16 protein-coding genes are annotated in these 15,376 nt (G+C 66.8%); 5 read left to right on the top strand and 11 right to left on the bottom strand.

Annotation, left to right across the window (positions count from 1 at the left end; genetic code table 11):
* Positions 1-316: 316 nt before the first annotated feature.
* From G6N64_RS28105 to G6N64_RS28095, 3 genes are all read left to right on the top strand, one after another.
* Positions 317-763: a MerR family transcriptional regulator gene (locus G6N64_RS28105; RefSeq protein WP_163801039.1), complete on the top strand. Its 447-nt coding sequence runs from the start codon at positions 317-319 to the stop codon at positions 761-763.
* Entirely contained in the window at positions 760-1,080 is a 321-nt protein-coding gene (fdxA, locus tag G6N64_RS28100) for a ferredoxin (protein ID WP_163801038.1), read from the top strand. The genes G6N64_RS28105 and fdxA overlap by 4 nt, the downstream gene beginning before the upstream one ends.
* A gap of 85 nt (positions 1,081-1,165) precedes the next feature.
* A complete protein-coding gene (locus tag G6N64_RS28095; RefSeq protein ID WP_197748308.1) occupies positions 1,166-2,131 on the top strand; it encodes an arsenic resistance protein in 966 nt (321 codons plus the stop codon).
* A gap of 92 nt (positions 2,132-2,223) precedes the next feature.
* Here the strand turns inward: G6N64_RS28095 and G6N64_RS28090 are convergent, their stop codons facing one another.
* Positions 2,224-2,592, bottom strand: a complete 369-nt coding sequence (locus tag G6N64_RS28090) for an ArsR/SmtB family transcription factor (RefSeq protein ID WP_409370728.1) — start codon at positions 2,590-2,592, stop codon at positions 2,224-2,226.
* Positions 2,593-2,671: 79 nt separating this feature from the next.
* Here G6N64_RS28090 and G6N64_RS28085 point away from each other — a divergent pair, with 79 nt between their 5' ends.
* Positions 2,672-4,021, top strand: coding sequence for an NAD(P)-binding domain-containing protein (locus G6N64_RS28085; protein ID WP_163801037.1), 1,350 nt, complete (start codon positions 2,672-2,674; stop codon positions 4,019-4,021).
* The gene (locus tag G6N64_RS28080; protein ID WP_163801036.1) at positions 4,018-5,256 is read left to right on the top strand and encodes an MFS transporter; all 1,239 of its coding nucleotides are present in this window, start codon (positions 4,018-4,020) and stop codon (positions 5,254-5,256) included. Before G6N64_RS28085 ends, G6N64_RS28080 begins: the two co-directional genes overlap by 4 nt.
* Here G6N64_RS28080 and G6N64_RS28075 read toward each other — a convergent pair.
* The 10 genes from G6N64_RS28075 to G6N64_RS28030 all read right to left on the bottom strand — a co-directional run bounded on the left by G6N64_RS28075 (position 5,240) and on the right by G6N64_RS28030 (position 15,368).
* Positions 5,240-6,649, bottom strand: coding sequence for an FAD-dependent oxidoreductase (locus tag G6N64_RS28075; protein ID WP_163801035.1), 1,410 nt, complete (start codon positions 6,647-6,649; stop codon positions 5,240-5,242). The two genes, G6N64_RS28080 and G6N64_RS28075, sit on opposite strands and share 17 nt — an antisense overlap.
* Positions 6,650-6,725: 76 nt before the next feature.
* A complete protein-coding gene (locus G6N64_RS28070; RefSeq protein ID WP_163801034.1) occupies positions 6,726-7,145 on the bottom strand; it encodes an arsenate-mycothiol transferase ArsC in 420 nt (139 codons plus the stop codon).
* A 6-nt stretch (positions 7,146-7,151) separates the two neighbouring features.
* Positions 7,152-7,823 (bottom strand): arsenate reductase ArsC, encoded by a 672-nt coding sequence (locus tag G6N64_RS28065; protein ID WP_163801033.1) that lies wholly within the window; start codon positions 7,821-7,823, stop codon positions 7,152-7,154.
* 4 nt (positions 7,824-7,827) lie between these two features.
* Positions 7,828-8,949, bottom strand: coding sequence for an ACR3 family arsenite efflux transporter (gene arsB, locus G6N64_RS28060; protein ID WP_163801032.1), 1,122 nt, complete (start codon positions 8,947-8,949; stop codon positions 7,828-7,830).
* The gene (locus tag G6N64_RS28055) at positions 8,946-9,320 is read right to left on the bottom strand and encodes an ArsR/SmtB family transcription factor (protein WP_163801031.1); all 375 of its coding nucleotides are present in this window, start codon (positions 9,318-9,320) and stop codon (positions 8,946-8,948) included. Before G6N64_RS28055 ends, arsB begins: the two co-directional genes overlap by 4 nt.
* Before the next feature lie 560 nt (positions 9,321-9,880).
* Positions 9,881-10,648 carry an NlpC/P60 family peptidoglycan endopeptidase RipB gene (gene ripB, locus G6N64_RS28050; protein WP_163801030.1) on the bottom strand — a complete coding sequence of 256 codons (768 nt, stop codon included), beginning with the start codon at positions 10,646-10,648 and terminating at the stop codon, positions 9,881-9,883.
* A 264-nt stretch (positions 10,649-10,912) separates the two neighbouring features.
* Positions 10,913-11,836, bottom strand: coding sequence for a sterol desaturase family protein (locus G6N64_RS28045; protein WP_163801029.1), 924 nt, complete (start codon positions 11,834-11,836; stop codon positions 10,913-10,915).
* Positions 11,837-12,060: 224 nt separating this feature from the next.
* Complete coding sequence (locus G6N64_RS28040) at positions 12,061-12,627, bottom strand: AraC family transcriptional regulator (protein ID WP_308206578.1); 567 nt, start codon at positions 12,625-12,627, stop codon at positions 12,061-12,063.
* A gap of 14 nt (positions 12,628-12,641) precedes the next feature.
* Positions 12,642-14,975 (bottom strand): heavy metal translocating P-type ATPase, encoded by a 2,334-nt coding sequence (locus G6N64_RS28035; RefSeq protein ID WP_163801028.1) that lies wholly within the window; start codon positions 14,973-14,975, stop codon positions 12,642-12,644.
* 45 nt (positions 14,976-15,020) lie between these two features.
* A complete protein-coding gene (locus tag G6N64_RS28030) occupies positions 15,021-15,368 on the bottom strand; it encodes a heavy-metal-associated domain-containing protein (RefSeq protein ID WP_163801027.1) in 348 nt (115 codons plus the stop codon).
* Between the last annotated feature and the right edge of the window lie 8 nt (positions 15,369-15,376).

Here is a 15,376-nt window from a genome sequence, read left to right as displayed (position 1 = left end):
ACTGGTTCTGCATCTCCAAGCTGCGGACCTTCAACGGCGCCGACGTCGACGACACGATCATCAACGACTCCAGCATCGTTCATCCCCGAGCGCGACGCCGCCGATGTGTTTAGTCCGCATTGGCAGGCGTTCGCCTCGTGACTCTGGCCTAGTCGCCGTCGGCCGTCCTTGCTTCGACGTAGCCCCGAGCGCATGACGGCACCGCACGAACTCGACAACTCGGGCGCCACGTTGATGACTGCGCCGACGCTCGGCAACGAGAGCGCAGAGAACCAACTTGACCTTCGAGTTAGGTCGAAGGTCTAGGGTTCGCGAGATGAGTGGAATGCGGATCTCGCAACTCGCCGAACGCAGCGGCGTGCCGGCGACCACGCTGCGCTACTACGAGTCAGCGGGCCTGTTGGCTGCCGATCGGACCCCCTCGGGATACCGGGTATACGGCGAACCCGCCGTGGAGCGGCTGGCGTTCATCCGTGCCGCCAAACAGGTCGGCCTACCGCTCGACGAGATCCGCGAACTCCTCCAGATTTGGCATCGAGGTGCCTGCGTCGACGTACGTCAACGAATGCGTCCGATGATGGCTGCCCGCCTCGAGGAAGTCATCGCACGGATCACTGAACTCCAGCAGTTCGCCGCATCTCTGCAGTCAGCGCTTGCGCTCCTCGACGCCCTCCCGGACCGTGCCACCCCTTGCGACGCGCAGTGCACTTTCCTGCAGTCGCCAGCGGCACCGATCGCCTCTGTTCCAGGAGGGCCGCCGTGACATATGTGACCGTCCAGCCGTGCGTCGACGTCAAAGATCGCGCCTGCGTCGAGGAGTGCCCCGTCGACTGCATCTATGAGGGCGCACGGATGCTCTACATCCATCCCGATGAGTGCGTCGACTGCGGTGCTTGCGAACCCGTGTGCCCCGTCGAGGCCATCTTCTATGAAGACGACTTGCCCGACCAGTGGTCCCACTACACGGCCATAAACGCCGACTTCTTCACCGACCTCGGCTCGCCCGGCGGCGCTGCGAAAGCCGGTGCTCACCCCTTCGATCATCCCAGCGTCGCTGCATTACCCCGCCCGGCACAATAACTGCGAACTCCGCAAACCCAAGCAGCACTGCACGTTTGCCGTTTAGTCACGCTTAAAACTGAAAGGACGCATGTCCTCCTCGTCGATGACCGAGACCATGGAACGCCACCAGATCGCCATTTATCTAAGCGGTCTAGCCGCTGGCGCCGTCGTGGGGTGGGCGTGGCCGACCGGCGGACCGGTCTGGGAAGCGGCCATTTACCCCGTCCTGGGCGCCCTGCTCTACGCCACTTTTCTGCAGGTGCCGTTCACGAAATTGACCGTGGCCTTCCGCGATGGCCGCTTCCTCAGCGCGGTGCTGCTCGTAAACTTTCTGATCGTGCCACTGGTGGTGGTTGCGTTGACCTCGGTGATCTCGCTGCAACAGGCGGTCCTCCTCGGCGTTCTGCTCACCCTGCTGACACCGTGCATCGACTACGTGATCGTGTTCAGCGGACTCGCCGGCGGAGATAGTCAACGCCTCTTGGCCGCCGCCCCGCTGCTGATGCTGGCGCAAATGGCGGCGCTTCCGTTGTTCCTGTGGCTGTTCGTTGGGCCCGAACTCGCCGACATCGTTGAGATCGGCCCCTTCGTCGAAGCTTTCCTCATTCTTATCGTGCTACCCCTGGGCCTAGCTTGGGCCACTGAAGCCCTCTCCAGCCGCCACCGGAGCGGCGCAGCCATCTCCTCGGCAATGACGACCGCAATGGTCCCCCTCATGACCACGACCCTTTTCGTCGTCGTCGCCAGCCAGTTCCCGAAGATCACCGACCAGACCGAGCAGGTGTTCCGCGTCGTGCCGATCTACGCGGCTTACCTGGTCGTCATGGCCGGCATCGGACTTGCAGCGGCCAAACTCCTGCAACTGGACGCCCCTCGATCACGGGCATTGATATTCAGCGGCGCGACGCGCAACTCACTCGTCGTGCTGCCTTTGGCGCTGGCCCTGCCAGAGGACTACGCCATCACTCCCGTCATCGTCGTCACCCAGACCCTCGTCGAACTCGTCGGCATGATCATCTATGTCCGCCTCATCCCACGCGTGACACCAGCGCCGGCTGCGTACGCGTAGCCAGGGCAACACTAAAACGCAGTCCGCTTACTTCGAGGCAAGATCTGATTGCCTTGACTCTGTCGGAAAGTAGACGCCGCTGAGTCAGATTTTCACGCCGAAGGTGTCGATACTGCGGCTGCAATGCGATCCAGCGCTTCGGTATTCACTCGGTAGTACGCCCATTTACCGCGTTGCTCCCGGCTGACTAGGCCGCTGTCGACGAGCAGCTTCATGTGATGGGACACCGTGGGTTGACTCAGTCCGAGTGGTTCCACGAGGTCGCAGATGCAGGCCTCCCCACCGTCGGACGCGGCGATGAGGGACACCAGCTTGACCCGTGCAGGGTCGGCAAGCGCCTTGAACACCGAGGCGAGTCGTTCGGCGGCCGGCGTGCTCAGCACGCCACCCGTGAGCGGTGAGCAGCAAGATGCCACATCGCTGGTAGTCAGCGGCGCAGTCGCGGTAGCCATGCCATCCATGATGACACATGCATTGACAAACATCGATGCGTGAAGCACGATCGGTTCCATCGAAGAACGTCGATGATAGGAGTGAAGGATGTCGGAGTTGCCCGTCGTGGTCATCGGGGCCGGACCATTGGGTCTGGCGGCGGCCGCACACCTGCTGGAGCGTGGGTTCATCCCGCTGGTGCTGGAGGCTGGCTCGAATCCTGCTGCCGCGGTTGAGCAGTGGGAACACGTCCGTACCTTCTCGCCGTGGCCCGAACTGGTGGATCCCGCCGCCGCCAAGCTGCTCGAGCTCACCGGTTGGGTTGCGCAGGAATCGGGGTTCCCGACCGGCCGAGAGTGGATCGATGGATACCTGGCACCGCTGGCGAAGGCCATGGGTACAGGAGTCAGGCTCGGCGCGCGCGTGCAGGCGGTGTCTCGGTTGGGCCGAGACCGGCTGGTCAGCCCCGGGCGGGCGGAGACCCCGTTCGTCGTACACGTGACCAACGCGGACGGCACCGAGTGCCGGGTTCGTGCCCGCGCGGTCATCGACGCTTCCGGCACATGGGGCCAGCCCAACCCTGCTGGGGCGGACGGCGTCACCGCGATCGGGGAACGCACCGCGGCAGGTTCGGGTGTTCTGACCTACGTTCCGCCGACAATCGCCCAAGCCTCGGGGTTGGCGGGCAAGCACGTAGTGGTCGTCGGCAGCGGGCATTCAGCGATGACCGCGGTGATCCAGCTCGGCGAAGTGGTGCGCAAGGACCCGTCGATGACAGTGACGTGGGTGCTGCGCCGCGGGGTCTCCGAGGACACCTTCGGCGGCGGCGCGGCCGACGAACTGCCCCAGCGCGGCGCCCTGGGCGTGCGGTCCAAGGAAGCAGTCGACGCGGGCCGCGTGTCGTTGTCGACCGGGTTCCGCACCGAGCGCATCGACCTAGTCGACGGGCGTGCGGTACTGACCGCGGAGGACGGCCGCGCCCTGGCGCCGGCCGACCACGTGGTGGTTCTGACCGGGTTCCGGCCGGACCTGTCCTTCCTGTCGGAGATGCGGATCGAGTTGGACCCGATCCTGCAGGCCCCCGTCAACCTCGCCGGCTCCATCGATCCGAACATGCACTCGTGTGGCAGCGTGCTGCCACACGGCGCCGAAGAGTTGGCCCACCCCGAACCCGATCTCTACATCGTGGGCATGAAGTCCTACGGGCGCGCCCCGACGTTCCTGGCGATGACCGGCTACGAGCAGGTCCGCAGCATCGCCGCCGAACTGGCCGGCGACCACGAGGCGGCCCGCCGGGTCGAGCTGGCGCTGCCCGACACCGGAGTGTGCAATGGGGCAGGGTTGTTCGACAGCCCCGACGACGAGAACGCCGGCGGCGGCTGCTGCGGCCCCGCGCCCACATCGCAGCCGGTGTCTCTGCAACCGGTGTCGTTGCTGCTCAATCCCCTTGGCGGATGACGGAGGCGGATTCTCCTGCCGCAGCCAGCGCAGCTCGGCATGGGCTGCGCTGGGTGCTGGTGACGTTGTGCGTCACCGAGATCACCAGTTGGGGCGTGCTGTACTACGCCTTCACCGTCCTCTCGGAGCAGATCAGCACTGACACCGGCTGGTCGGCGCCCGCGGTGACCGCCGCGTTCTCCGCCGGGCTGGTGACCTCGGCGGTGGTGGGCATCCCGGTCGGGCGGTGGCTGGACCGGGTGGGCCCACGCTGGATCATGACCTCGGGTTCCATCCTCGGTGCGCTCTCGGTGGTGGCGGTGGTCGCGGCACCGAACTACGGCTGGTTCGTCACGGCGTGGGTGCTGGCCGGGGTGGCGATGAGCGCGGTGTTCTATGCACCCGCCTTCGCCGCGCTGACTCGGTTCTTCGGCACCGACGCGGTCCGTGCCCTGACCGTGTTGACGTTGGTGGCCGGGTTCGCCAGCACGGTGTTCGCCCCGTTGACCGCGGCCCTGTCGGCCCAGATGAGTTGGCGCCAAACCTATCTCGTCCTGGCGGTGATCATGGCCGTGATCACGATCCCCGCGCACTCCTTCGGCTTGCGGCGCCCCTGGCCGCCGGTCACCGCCGCACACCACCAGGTCGAGGCGCCGGGCCGCACCGCGCGCAGCGCACCGTTCCTCGCCCTGATAGCGGCGTTCGCGCTCGCCGGACTCGCGTCCTACGCGGTGATCGCCAACCTGGTGCCGCTGATGAGCCAACGCGGCATCAGCACAGGCGCCGCCGCGGTCGCACTGGGCCTGGGCGGCGTAGGGCAAGTGCTCGGCCGTCTCGGCTACCGAACCTTGGTGCGGCGCGTCGGCGTCGTGCCCCGCACGGTCCTCGTCATGGCCGGCGTCGCGGCCACCACCGCGCTGCTGGGATTGTTCAGCGCCTACGCGGCGTTGGTGGCGGTGGCCATCGGTGCCGGGGTGATGCGGGGCATCATGACGCTGCTGCAAGCCACCGCCGTCACCGAACGCTGGGGCGCAACCCATTACGGCCACCTCAGCGCCTTCCTCAATGCCCCGATCATGGTCGCCACAGCGGTCGGCCCCTTCGTCGGCGCGGCGCTGGCCAGTCTTCTTGGTAGCTACGCCGCCATGTTCGTCGCCCTTGGCGCTATCGCCGCGGCAGGGGCATTGGTGGCGGTGGCCACCAGGCCGCGAGTTGAGACCCCCACGCCGATCGTCGGCGTCAGCCGACCGCACTGACCCGTAGCTGACGTGACCAGCTCTGGGTAGCCATCTGCGTTGCGTCCCATGGTGATCCCAGCGGCGGGGTGTAGGACAAGTCCAGGTCGGAGAAGCCCTCGACGGTCATGTCGTGGAACAGGGCGGCGGCGTAGGTGTCGACCCGCTTGGACACCTCGGCACTGCGGTGCCCAACCAGCTGCGCCCCGAGCAGCCGGCCGGTGTGTTGGTCGCCGGTGATCCGGATGTGGATCGGGGTGGCGCCCGGGTAGTACGCCTTGTGGTCATCGGGTGTGGCCGTGGTGGTGACCGGTGTCCACCCGCGGTTTGCGGCGTGAACCTCGTGGTCACGCAGGCCGGTGCGGGCGGCCACCAGGTTGAAGACCTTGACGACCTGGGTGCCGAGGCTGCCGGCGAACCGCGCGTCACCACCGAGAGCGTTCTCCCCGGCGACGCGGCCCTGCTTGTGGGCGGTGGTGCCCAGCGGCAACCAGGTCAGACCCAGGAGGCGGTGGTGAGTGTGCACGCAGTCCCCGGCGGCGAACACGTCAGGCAGGGTGGTGCGCATCGCCTCGTCCACGGCGATCGCACCCTTGACGCCGAGTTCGGCGCCGGCATCCGCGGCCAGCTCCACGTCGGGGCGCACGCCGACCACGACGAGCACGAAATCGACTGTCTTTTCGAGTGTTTCGCCGTTCCGGTGGGCGGTGACCGTGAGGGCGCCGGTATCGGTGGGGGTGACGGCGGAGACGGTGGTGTGGGTGAGGACTTGGACGCCGTGGCGTTGCAGTTCGTCGTGGACCAGGGCGCCCAGCTCGCGGTCCACGGTTGGCAACACTTCGGGGAGCGCTTCGATCTGGGTGACGGCGATGCCGCGGGTGGTGAGTCCTTCGGCCATTTCCAGGCCGATGTAGCCGGCGCCGATGATGACCGCGGTCTTTGGGTCGCGCTGTTGCAGGGAGTCCATGACGGCGAAGGTGTCGCCCATCGAATGCAGCAGGTGCACACCGTCTTCGGGGCCGAGGGCGTCGGGGCCGGTGAGTCCGTCGATCGGTGGGCGGGCGCTGACCGCACCGGTGCCGACGACCAGGGCGTCATAGGACAATTCGACGGGCTCCCCGGCGGCGTCGAGGACGTCGAGGGTGTGCTCGGCGACGTTGATTCTGGTGGCGCGGGTGTCGGTGAGCACCCGCATGCCGGTGGCGGCCAGGTCGTCGGCGGTGCGATGCGCCAGGTGGGACCAGTGCGTGACCTCCCCGGAGACGTAGTAGGGGATGCCGCAGATGGAGAAGTTGGGGTAGTTGTCGGCGACGACGACGGTCACCTCAGTGCTGGGGTCGAGTTCGCGGATGCGCAGGGCCGCGCTGATTCCGGCGTCGCTGCCGCCGATGGCGACGATATGGCGTGCGGGCATGACGAAGTCTCCTCAGGAGATCGAGTGGGTCAAGGGCAGTTGCTGCTGGGCTACAGCGTGAGAGCAGGGGTGGGTGTCAGGCGTCGATCAGCGTGGCGTGCAGTTCGCGCACGCGGGCGGTGATGTCGTCGCGGACCAGGCGCATCCGTTCGAGGCCGTCGATGCCGCGGTCGGAGGGTTCGTCGGTGTCCCAGTTCTCCACCCGGGTGCCCGGCGGCGGATCCAGTTTCGCTTCGCGGCCGAGGGTGACCACCAGCTCCACCTCGCGGGCCAATTCGTAGTCCACTGCCTTGGGTTTCTCATTGGTGATGTCGACGCCCACCTCCAGCAGAGCTTGGGCGGACAGGTCGTTGACCGCGGCACCGGGTTTGGTGCCCGCCGAATGCACCGTCACGGTGTTACCGGCGAGCTGGCGCATCAGGCCGGCCGCCATCTGGGACTTGCCGCCGTTCTTCACGCAGACGAACAGCACCGACGGTGTGGAGGAATCGGTCATCGCCGGTCAGCCCGGGCCGACGGTGACGTCGAGCTCGGCGAGCAATCGTCGGACGCGTTCTTCGATGTCGTCGCGGATGGGGCGGACCGCGTCGAGGCCTTGACCGGCGGGGTCGGGCAGTTCCCAGTTCACGTACCGCTTGCCGGGGAAGACCGGGCAGGCGTCTCCGCAGCCCATGGTGATCACCACGTCGGCGGCCTGGACGATTTCGTCGGTCCACGGTTTGGGGAACTCCCCGGTGATGTCGATCCCGATTTCGGCCATCGCCGCGACCGCGGACGGGTTGATGGCATCACCAGGTTCGGAGCCACCCGACCAGGCCACCGCGTGCTCACCGGCGAGGTGGGTGACGAACCCCAACGCCATCTGGGACCGGCCGGCGTTGTGGGTGCACAGGAACAGCACCGTGGGCTTGCCGTCGCTGATCTTGCCTTCCACCCGTGCCAGGGCGTGCAGGCGTTGGCGGGCGAACCGCTCGGCCAACAGGGGCAGGAAATTCGGGACGGTGGCGCGGCCGGCGAACTGCTCGTAGGAGGTGTGCAGGAACCGTTCGATCGTCTCGACGTTGAAGCTGTCGCCGAAGTCGCGTTCCAACCGGGTGGCCGCCGTGGTGAGCGCGTGCCGTTGGTCGACGGACAGGTCGCGGTGCGGGCGCAGGGCGGCGGGGCTCTCGGACATGGTGTCAGGACTCCTGTGTCGTCGTCGACGGCGAAACGGTGGTGGGCGCGGTGGTGTTGCCGTCGCGGAAGCGTCGCCGTAGCGCCAGCGACACGTACACCAACGCCACCAGGACCGGGACTTCAATCAGCGGCCCGACGACGCCGGCGAGTGCTTGGCCGGAGGTGGCGCCGTAGGTGGCGATGGCGACGGCGATCGCGAGTTCGAAGTTGTTGCCCGCTGCGGTGAACGCCAGGGTGGTGGTGCGTTGGTAGCCCAGGCCGATCCCGGCGCCGAGGAGGTATCCGCCGCCCCACATGATCGCGAAATATGCGAGCAGGGGAAGTGCGATGCGCACCACGTCCAACGGCCGGGTGGTGATCTGTTCTCCTTGCAGCGCAAAGAGAATGACGATGGTGAACAGCAGCCCGTAAAGCGCCCACGGCCCGATCCGCGGCAAGAATTTCGACTCGTACCCGTCGCGGCCCTTGGCCTTCTCGCCGAGTCGGCGTGACAGGTAGCCGGCCAGTAGCGGGATGCCGAGGAAGATGAGCACCGATTTGGCGATCTGCCACGGCGACGTACTGATCGTGGTCTGCTCCAGTCCCAGCCAGCCGGGCAGGACCGACAGGTAGAACCAGCCCAGGACGGCGAACATGATCACCTGGAAGATCGAGTTGAGGGCGACCAGGACGGCGGCGGCTTCGCGGTCACCGCACGCGAGGTCGTTCCAGATGATGACCATGGCGATGCAGCGGGCCAGGCCCACGATGATCAGGCCGGTCCGGTATTCGGGCAGGTCCGGGAGCATCAGCCAGGCCAACGCGAACATCAGCGCCGGGCCGAACACCCAGTTCAAGAACAGTGAGCTGAGCAGCAGTTTGCGGTCTCCGGTGACGGTGTCGAGGCGGTCGTAGCGGACCTTGGCCAGCACCGGGTACATCATGATGAGCAGGCCGAGGGCGATGGGCAGCGAAATGCCGTCGACCTGAACGCTTTCCAGCGCGGTGTTCAACCCAGGGATCCAGCGGCCGAGCAGCAGGCCGGCGACCATGGCGACGCCGATCCAGACCGGCAGGAACCGATCGAGCGTGGAGAGCTTGCCGATCACCGGCGCGGAGGCGCCCGTTTCCTTCGTGTCGGTCATGCCGTCACCCCCGCCAGCGCCGCGGTGTTCAGATTCACCAGCGCCGAGATGTCCTGCAGGGCTTCGGGAACCACGGCGTAGTACACCCAGGACGCCCGCCGCTCGGATGTGAGCAGGCCGGCGTCGCGCAGCACCTTGAGGTGATGCGACACCGTGGGCTGCGAGACGTCGATGCCGCCGGAGATATCGCAGACGCACGCCTCGCCACCGGAATGGCTGGCGATCGCGCTGAACAGCCGCAACCGCACCGGATCAGCCAGTGCCTTCAACGTCTTGGCCATCTCGACCGCGGCCGGCTCACTCAACGGCTCACCGAGCAGTGGCGGCGTGACGCAACAAGCATCCGCCGTCATGTCCCTCTGATTCGACATACATCGATATTGACCGACGTCGAATCAAGATGCAAGCGAACGACGAGTGAACATCGACGACGTTCCTCCCAGACGCTGCCGCCTCGTCGACGGCATACAACGCTGAGCCGCCGGTGGCGCGAGACGACATGACCTTCCTCGTCTCGCATGGGCATATCGTCCTGAAACAGATGGAAACCCTTCGGGCGGCCCCGGCTAGGCTGCTCGCGGAGCTGACGCGGCCGGCGACGGATTCCCACAGATCGTCCGTGCGGCTGGAGCTACGGGTGACGTCCTCGCGTTTACCGCCCAAGAACCTCACTGTGAGTTCGGTGCCTTCGATCTCCCCCAGCCAGCTTCGTCATCTGCGCCGACGTCGTGCGATCAAGTCTCGCTTCGAGAGCGCTGTCGGGACCGCACTCTCAGCCAGGTGGGCGCCGGTCACGCCGTCCGCTTGTGACGCAGAGGGGGTGAGACACCGTGGGCAGAACACGTGATGTCGAATCGCCGACTCCACTGCAGACGTGCTTCCGCGCGGAGCACGCCGCGGAGGACTCCTTCCTTAATTGCTTGTCATTGCACTAACTCTCGATGATGCGGGTCACGTAGGGGGTCATTCCGCCGGTGCGCACGGGTGAAACCTTTACGGGAACGCCGGTTTGTTGCGCTTCGAGCATCTGGCCGTTGCCAAGGTAAAGGGCTTCGTGCTGGCCGCCGGAGGGACCCCAGAACAAGAGGTCGCCCCGCTTGGCCTGGGACGGGGGAACTTTTCGGCCGGCGTCGTATTGGTCGCCGGAGTAGCGGGGAAGCAGAACCCCGACGCCGGCGAAGGCGTAGCGGGTCAGGCCCGAGCAGTCGAATCCGACAGTGCCTGCGCCAGAATCGATTCCGGTACTCGGACCGTTGAGGCTTCCTCCGCCCCACGAGTAGGGGACACCGCGTTGGGATCCTGCTCGACGAATCACGTATTCGATGGCCTGTGCTCCCCGGACACGGTTGCCGCTCAAAGCCGAGGTCGGATCGCTGGCCGGGCTCGTCAAGCCCAGGCTGCTCAGAAATTTGCGTCCCATGTCCATGGTGGTTCGGGCGGCGTTGGCGCTGGCCTGTAGTGAGGCGTTGGCGATCGCTACCGGATCGCCGGGGGCTCCGGCGCTCAGCACGCTGGGCAGTGACGGATCCCATGGGCTGACGGGTTCGGCGTGAGCGGGCGTGGCAAGGACGATGGCCAACAGCGCGCAGCCGATGAGGAGGAGTTGCGTCACGCCGAAGCGACGGTGCCCCGTGGCTTCCGCTGTGGGCGACGTGGCGATACGTCGACCAGGATGGCTGGTCTCAGACTGGGAGGGCATCGACGTCGGTTCTCCTTCTCAGGCGGCAACGCCCCGGGGTGTGAGGCCGCCGACTTCGTGCGCCGGCTCGCTTGTCTACGGCCTAGCTCAGTACGTAGCGGAAGCGGATATAAGCCGAACGTACATCACATCAGCCCCTCTGTTAACAGCAGTAACAGAAGAACAGTCGTGTAATTCGTTGGGTGCGTGGGGATGTGCCGTGTCGGCCGCCGTCGCTTGTCCGACGGCATGCCGACCTGTGGAGACGTCGAACTCGACGTCACGTCACCGAGTCCTGGTGACGGCTGGGTCGGCTGTCGCAGTGTGCGATGTGAATGCGCAGCCGCCGGCGGTGGTGAACGGGTACGTGATTTGCAGCAGGTAGCTGCTGGGGTAGTCGGGTTTGACGGCGATGCCGAGTTGGGTGGAGTCGAAGCGGCGAGTGGGGTCGTAGGAGTGGGTTCGCATCAGGTGGTCCCAGATCAGCGTGAACAGTCCGAAGTTGACGTCCCCGACGCCGGCCCACTTGAGGTGGTGGAAGCGGTGCCCTTCGTTGAGCGCGAGCAGGTGCTTGGCCGGGCCGATGCAGTAGTCGGCGTTGGAATGCTGCAGAAGCAGCTGAACGGCGACGGCGAGAGCAAGCACGGACGCGACGTCGACGGGAAGCCCAATCAGAATCAACGGGGCCACGCCAGCCGTCATCTCCACGGTCTGGTGCAGCGGGTGCTTCATGAGGCCGTTGAGGCCGTACATGCGGGTGATGCTGTGGTGCACCGCGTGGAAGCGCCACAAAATCCCCACGCGGTGGCTGGCTCGGTGGACCAAGGTGATACCGAGGTCGGCGACCAGGATGGACGTCACCACTTGGGCGATGAACGGCCAGCTGCTGGGCCACAACTCGGGCGTTGGGACTACCTCGGCCAGCAGGGGGATGGTGGCGACGCTGGCCAGGACCAGTGCTTCGTTGACGGCGGCGTGGATGCGGTCACGGGCAGTATCGGCGCGATCGTGGTTCCAGCCCGGGTCGTAGGGAATGACTCGTTCGGCGAGGAATGACATCGCGATGGCCACGGCCAGGACGGCCAGCAGCCAGTAGTGGGCGGTGTGGGCAACGGTGAGGACTATCGCGGCTCCGTTGACGCCGACCAGCATCGCTGGGGCATAGCCGTAGCGGATGGTTGCCCGGATCGCGGTCTCGGTGAGGTGCATCCTCGAATGGTCGGCCCCGCTGGGGTGTTCGGGCTTGAACGTTTCGGCTAGACACTGGTGTCGAGGTCCCAATTCAGGTGCTTGCTCAGGAGTGAGGGCGGCAGTCCGAAGGTGTCGCGGCAGGTTCGGCTGAGATGGGCGCTGTCGGCGAAGCCGGCGGTGTGGGCGGCGGTGGTGAGATCATCGCCGGCCTGAACCCGGGTGATCGCGATGTGCAATCGGCGTCACAACACGTACCGGCGCACCGGAATTCCGACCTCGTCGGTGAACAGGTGGGTCAACCGGCTGGCCGAGATGCCGACCCGGGCGGCCACGTCGGTGACCCGCACCGCACCTGAGCCGGTGAGAGTGGCCAACAGGTCCAGCGTGGCGACGACGGCAGGATGACGCTGCGGGCCTGGTCCGGCGTGAATCGGTGTCAGCTGGGTGACCAAGTTGGTCACTACCTCAGCCAGAGTGCGCTCCCGGGTGTGGCTCAGCACGGGCCCGCTGGTCCATCCGTGGTGGATGCTGCGGTGGTGCGCCGCGCGGCCGGCGGTGGACTCGGGATCCAGGAACACCAGGCACCCCCGCGCGGCACCGGTGTCGATCCGATGGGTGGCATCGGCGGGCACGATCACCTTCGCACCGCGGTGGCAGACGCCGTTGCCGTCGACGATGGTCATCGCCGTGGGTGCGGTCATGACCTGGACGGCGTGGTGGGCATGTGGGTCGGTGACGCCGATGGTTCCGCTGAATGCCAGCACACCGGGCCGCAGCAGCGCCGATCCCGCCCACGGTTGTTCGGTCACGACACGTTGAGGTTCTATGGCCTGGTCAGTGCTGGCGAGCGCGGTGGCGTCGCGGCGGATGTGACTGTTGAACTCTGATGGGCGGTGGTAGCGAATCGGCGCAGTCGCAGGCTGTTGCTGACGACGAAGACCGAGCTGAACGCCATGGCGGCACCGGCGATGAGCGGGTTGAGCAGCCCCAGTGCTGCCAGCGGCAGAGCGGCGACGTTGTAGGCGAAGGCCCAGAACAGGTTGCCCTTGATGGTCGTCAAGGTGGCGCGGGACAGCCGGATGGCGTCGGCGGCCGCGCGTAAATCGCCGCGAACCAGGGTGATGTCCGACGCTTCGATGGCGACGTCGGTGCCGGTTCCCATGGCCAGACCCAGATCCGCCGCGACGAGTGCGGCGGCATCGTTGACACCGTCGCCGATCATCGCCACGATGTGCCCCCGGGCCTGTAGATCCTTCACGACGTCGACCTTGTCGGCCGGCAGGACTTCGGAGATGACGTCATCGGCGTCGATGCCAACCTGGGCGGCGACCGCGTGCGCTGCGCGACGGTTGTCCCCGGTGAGCAGGATGGGACGCAGACCCAGCTGACGTAGCTGTGAAATCGCCTCGTAGGAGGTGTCTTTCACCGTGTCGGCGACGACGATCACCGCGCGCATTGCGCCGTCCCAGGCCACCCATACCGGTGTGTAGCCGAGCCCTTCGGCCGTGTCGGCGGCGGCGAGCAGGACGTCCGGTGTGGCGAGCGACCACTCGTCGGTGAGCCAGGTCCGCTTCCCGACGAGCACGGCATGTCCGGCGACGACCCCGCTGACGCCGTGGCCGTCGTGGGTGGCGAAGCTCTCGACAGCGGGCGGCGCGGTCCCGTCGCCGTGTGCGGCGGCCGCGGTGATCGCGCGGGCAATGGGGTGCTGGGAGGCGTCTTCGAGAGCTGCGGCCAGGGTGAGGGCCTGTGCGGCCGTTTCCCCGTCGGCGGGGTGCACGCCGACCATGGTCATCGTGCCGGTGGTGACGGTGCCGGTCTTGTCGAGCACGACGGTGTCGACGCGGCGGGTGGATTCCAGGACGTGCGGTCCCTTGATCAGGATGCCCAGTTGGGCGCCGCGGCCGGTCCCGACGAGCAAGGCGGTCGGTGTCGCCAGCCCCAGCGCGCACGGGCAGGCGATGATCAGGACGGCGACGGCGGCAGTGAACGCCGCGGTTGCTGTATGGCCCGTGGCCAACCACGTGGTGAGCGTCAGCAGCGACAGGGCCATGACGATGGGGACGAAGATTGCCGAGACCCGGTCGGCGAGGCGCTGTACGGAGGCCTTTCCGTTCTGGGCTTCCTCGACCAGGCGCGCCATCTGGGCCAGTTGAGTGTCGGCGCCGATGCGGGTGGCTTTCACGACGAGGCGACCGCCCGAGTTGACGGTGGCTCCGGTGACCGGATCGCCGGGGCGCACTTCGACCGGTACCGGTTCACCGGTGAGCATCGACGCGTCGACCGCCGAGGTGCCGTCGGTGATCACACCATCGGTGGCGATCTTCTCACCTGGGCGGACGACGAACAGGTCACCGACCGCCAGTTGTGCTGTGGCAATGCGGATTTCGGCACCATTGCGTAGCACTGCGACGTCCTTGGCCCCCATGTCGAGTAGCGCCCTCAGGGCGGCGCCGGATCGTGACTTGGCGCGGGCCTCGAAGTAGCGGCCCGCCAGGATGAAGACGGTGACGGCGGCGGCGACCTCGAGGTAGACGTGGTCGGAGCCGGACGCCGAGTCGGGCAGCAGGCTGAACGTCATGCGCATGCCCGGCATGCCGGCGTGACCCAGGAACAGCGCCCACAGTGACCACAGATAGGCGGCACCGACGCCCAGCGATATCAGGGTGTCCATCGTGGCGGCACCGTGGCGGGCATTGGCCCATGCGGCGCGGTGAAACGGCAGCGCACCCCACACCACGACCGGTGAGGCCAGCGTCAACGCCAGCCACTGCCAGTTGGTGAACTGCAGTGCCGGGACCATCGACAAGACGACGACCGGAACGGTCAACACCAGCGAGATCAGGAGACGAGCCCGCCAGGCGGCGGTCTCGTCGGGCTGAACCTGGTCGCCGCCGGCCTCGTCGGACACGGCCTGGGGTGCGGTGGCCGTGTAGCCGGTCGCCTCGACCACTGCGACCAAGTCGTCGGGGGCGATGGCGTCGGGGTAGGTGATCTTCGCCTTCTCGGTGGCGTAGTTGACGGTGGCGACGACGCCGTCGAGCTTGTTGAGTTTCTTCTCGATCCGGGCCGCGCACGACGCGCACGTCATGCCGCCGATCGACAGCTCGATACTGCGCGAATGCGCCACATCGGCGATGTGATCGGCGGTGCTCATGACATGTCCCTTCGTGGGGTGGAACGCGGTGCGGTGCTGACGGGGTCAATCAGTGGCGAGGTGGTAGTCGCCGGCTTCGTCGAGGGCGGCGGCGATCTGCTCACCGGTCACGCCGGCGGTACTGGTGACTCGCACCGTCGACGTGGCGCCGGGTTTCAGGTCGACGGCGACGTCGGTGACGCCGGGGACTGCGGAGATTTCTTCGGTCACGGCGGTGACGCAGTGGCCGCAGGTCATTCCGGTGACGGCGAACACGGTGACGATGCTGTCCTCGGTCTCCGGGTCTGGGGTCGTCGTGGTCGGGCCTGACGTGGTGCGGGGCGCGCAGCATCCGCAGCTGCTGTTTCCGGTTTCCAGCAGCGGCAGCGGTTCGCGTAGGTCGAGGTTGGTCATGTGACGTC

Source organism: Mycolicibacterium sediminis (assembly GCF_010731735.1).
Taxonomy (GTDB): domain Bacteria; phylum Actinomycetota; class Actinomycetes; order Mycobacteriales; family Mycobacteriaceae; genus Mycobacterium; species Mycobacterium sediminis.
Note: the sequence above shows the minus strand (reverse complement) of the source record. Positions and strands in the feature narration are given on the sequence as shown.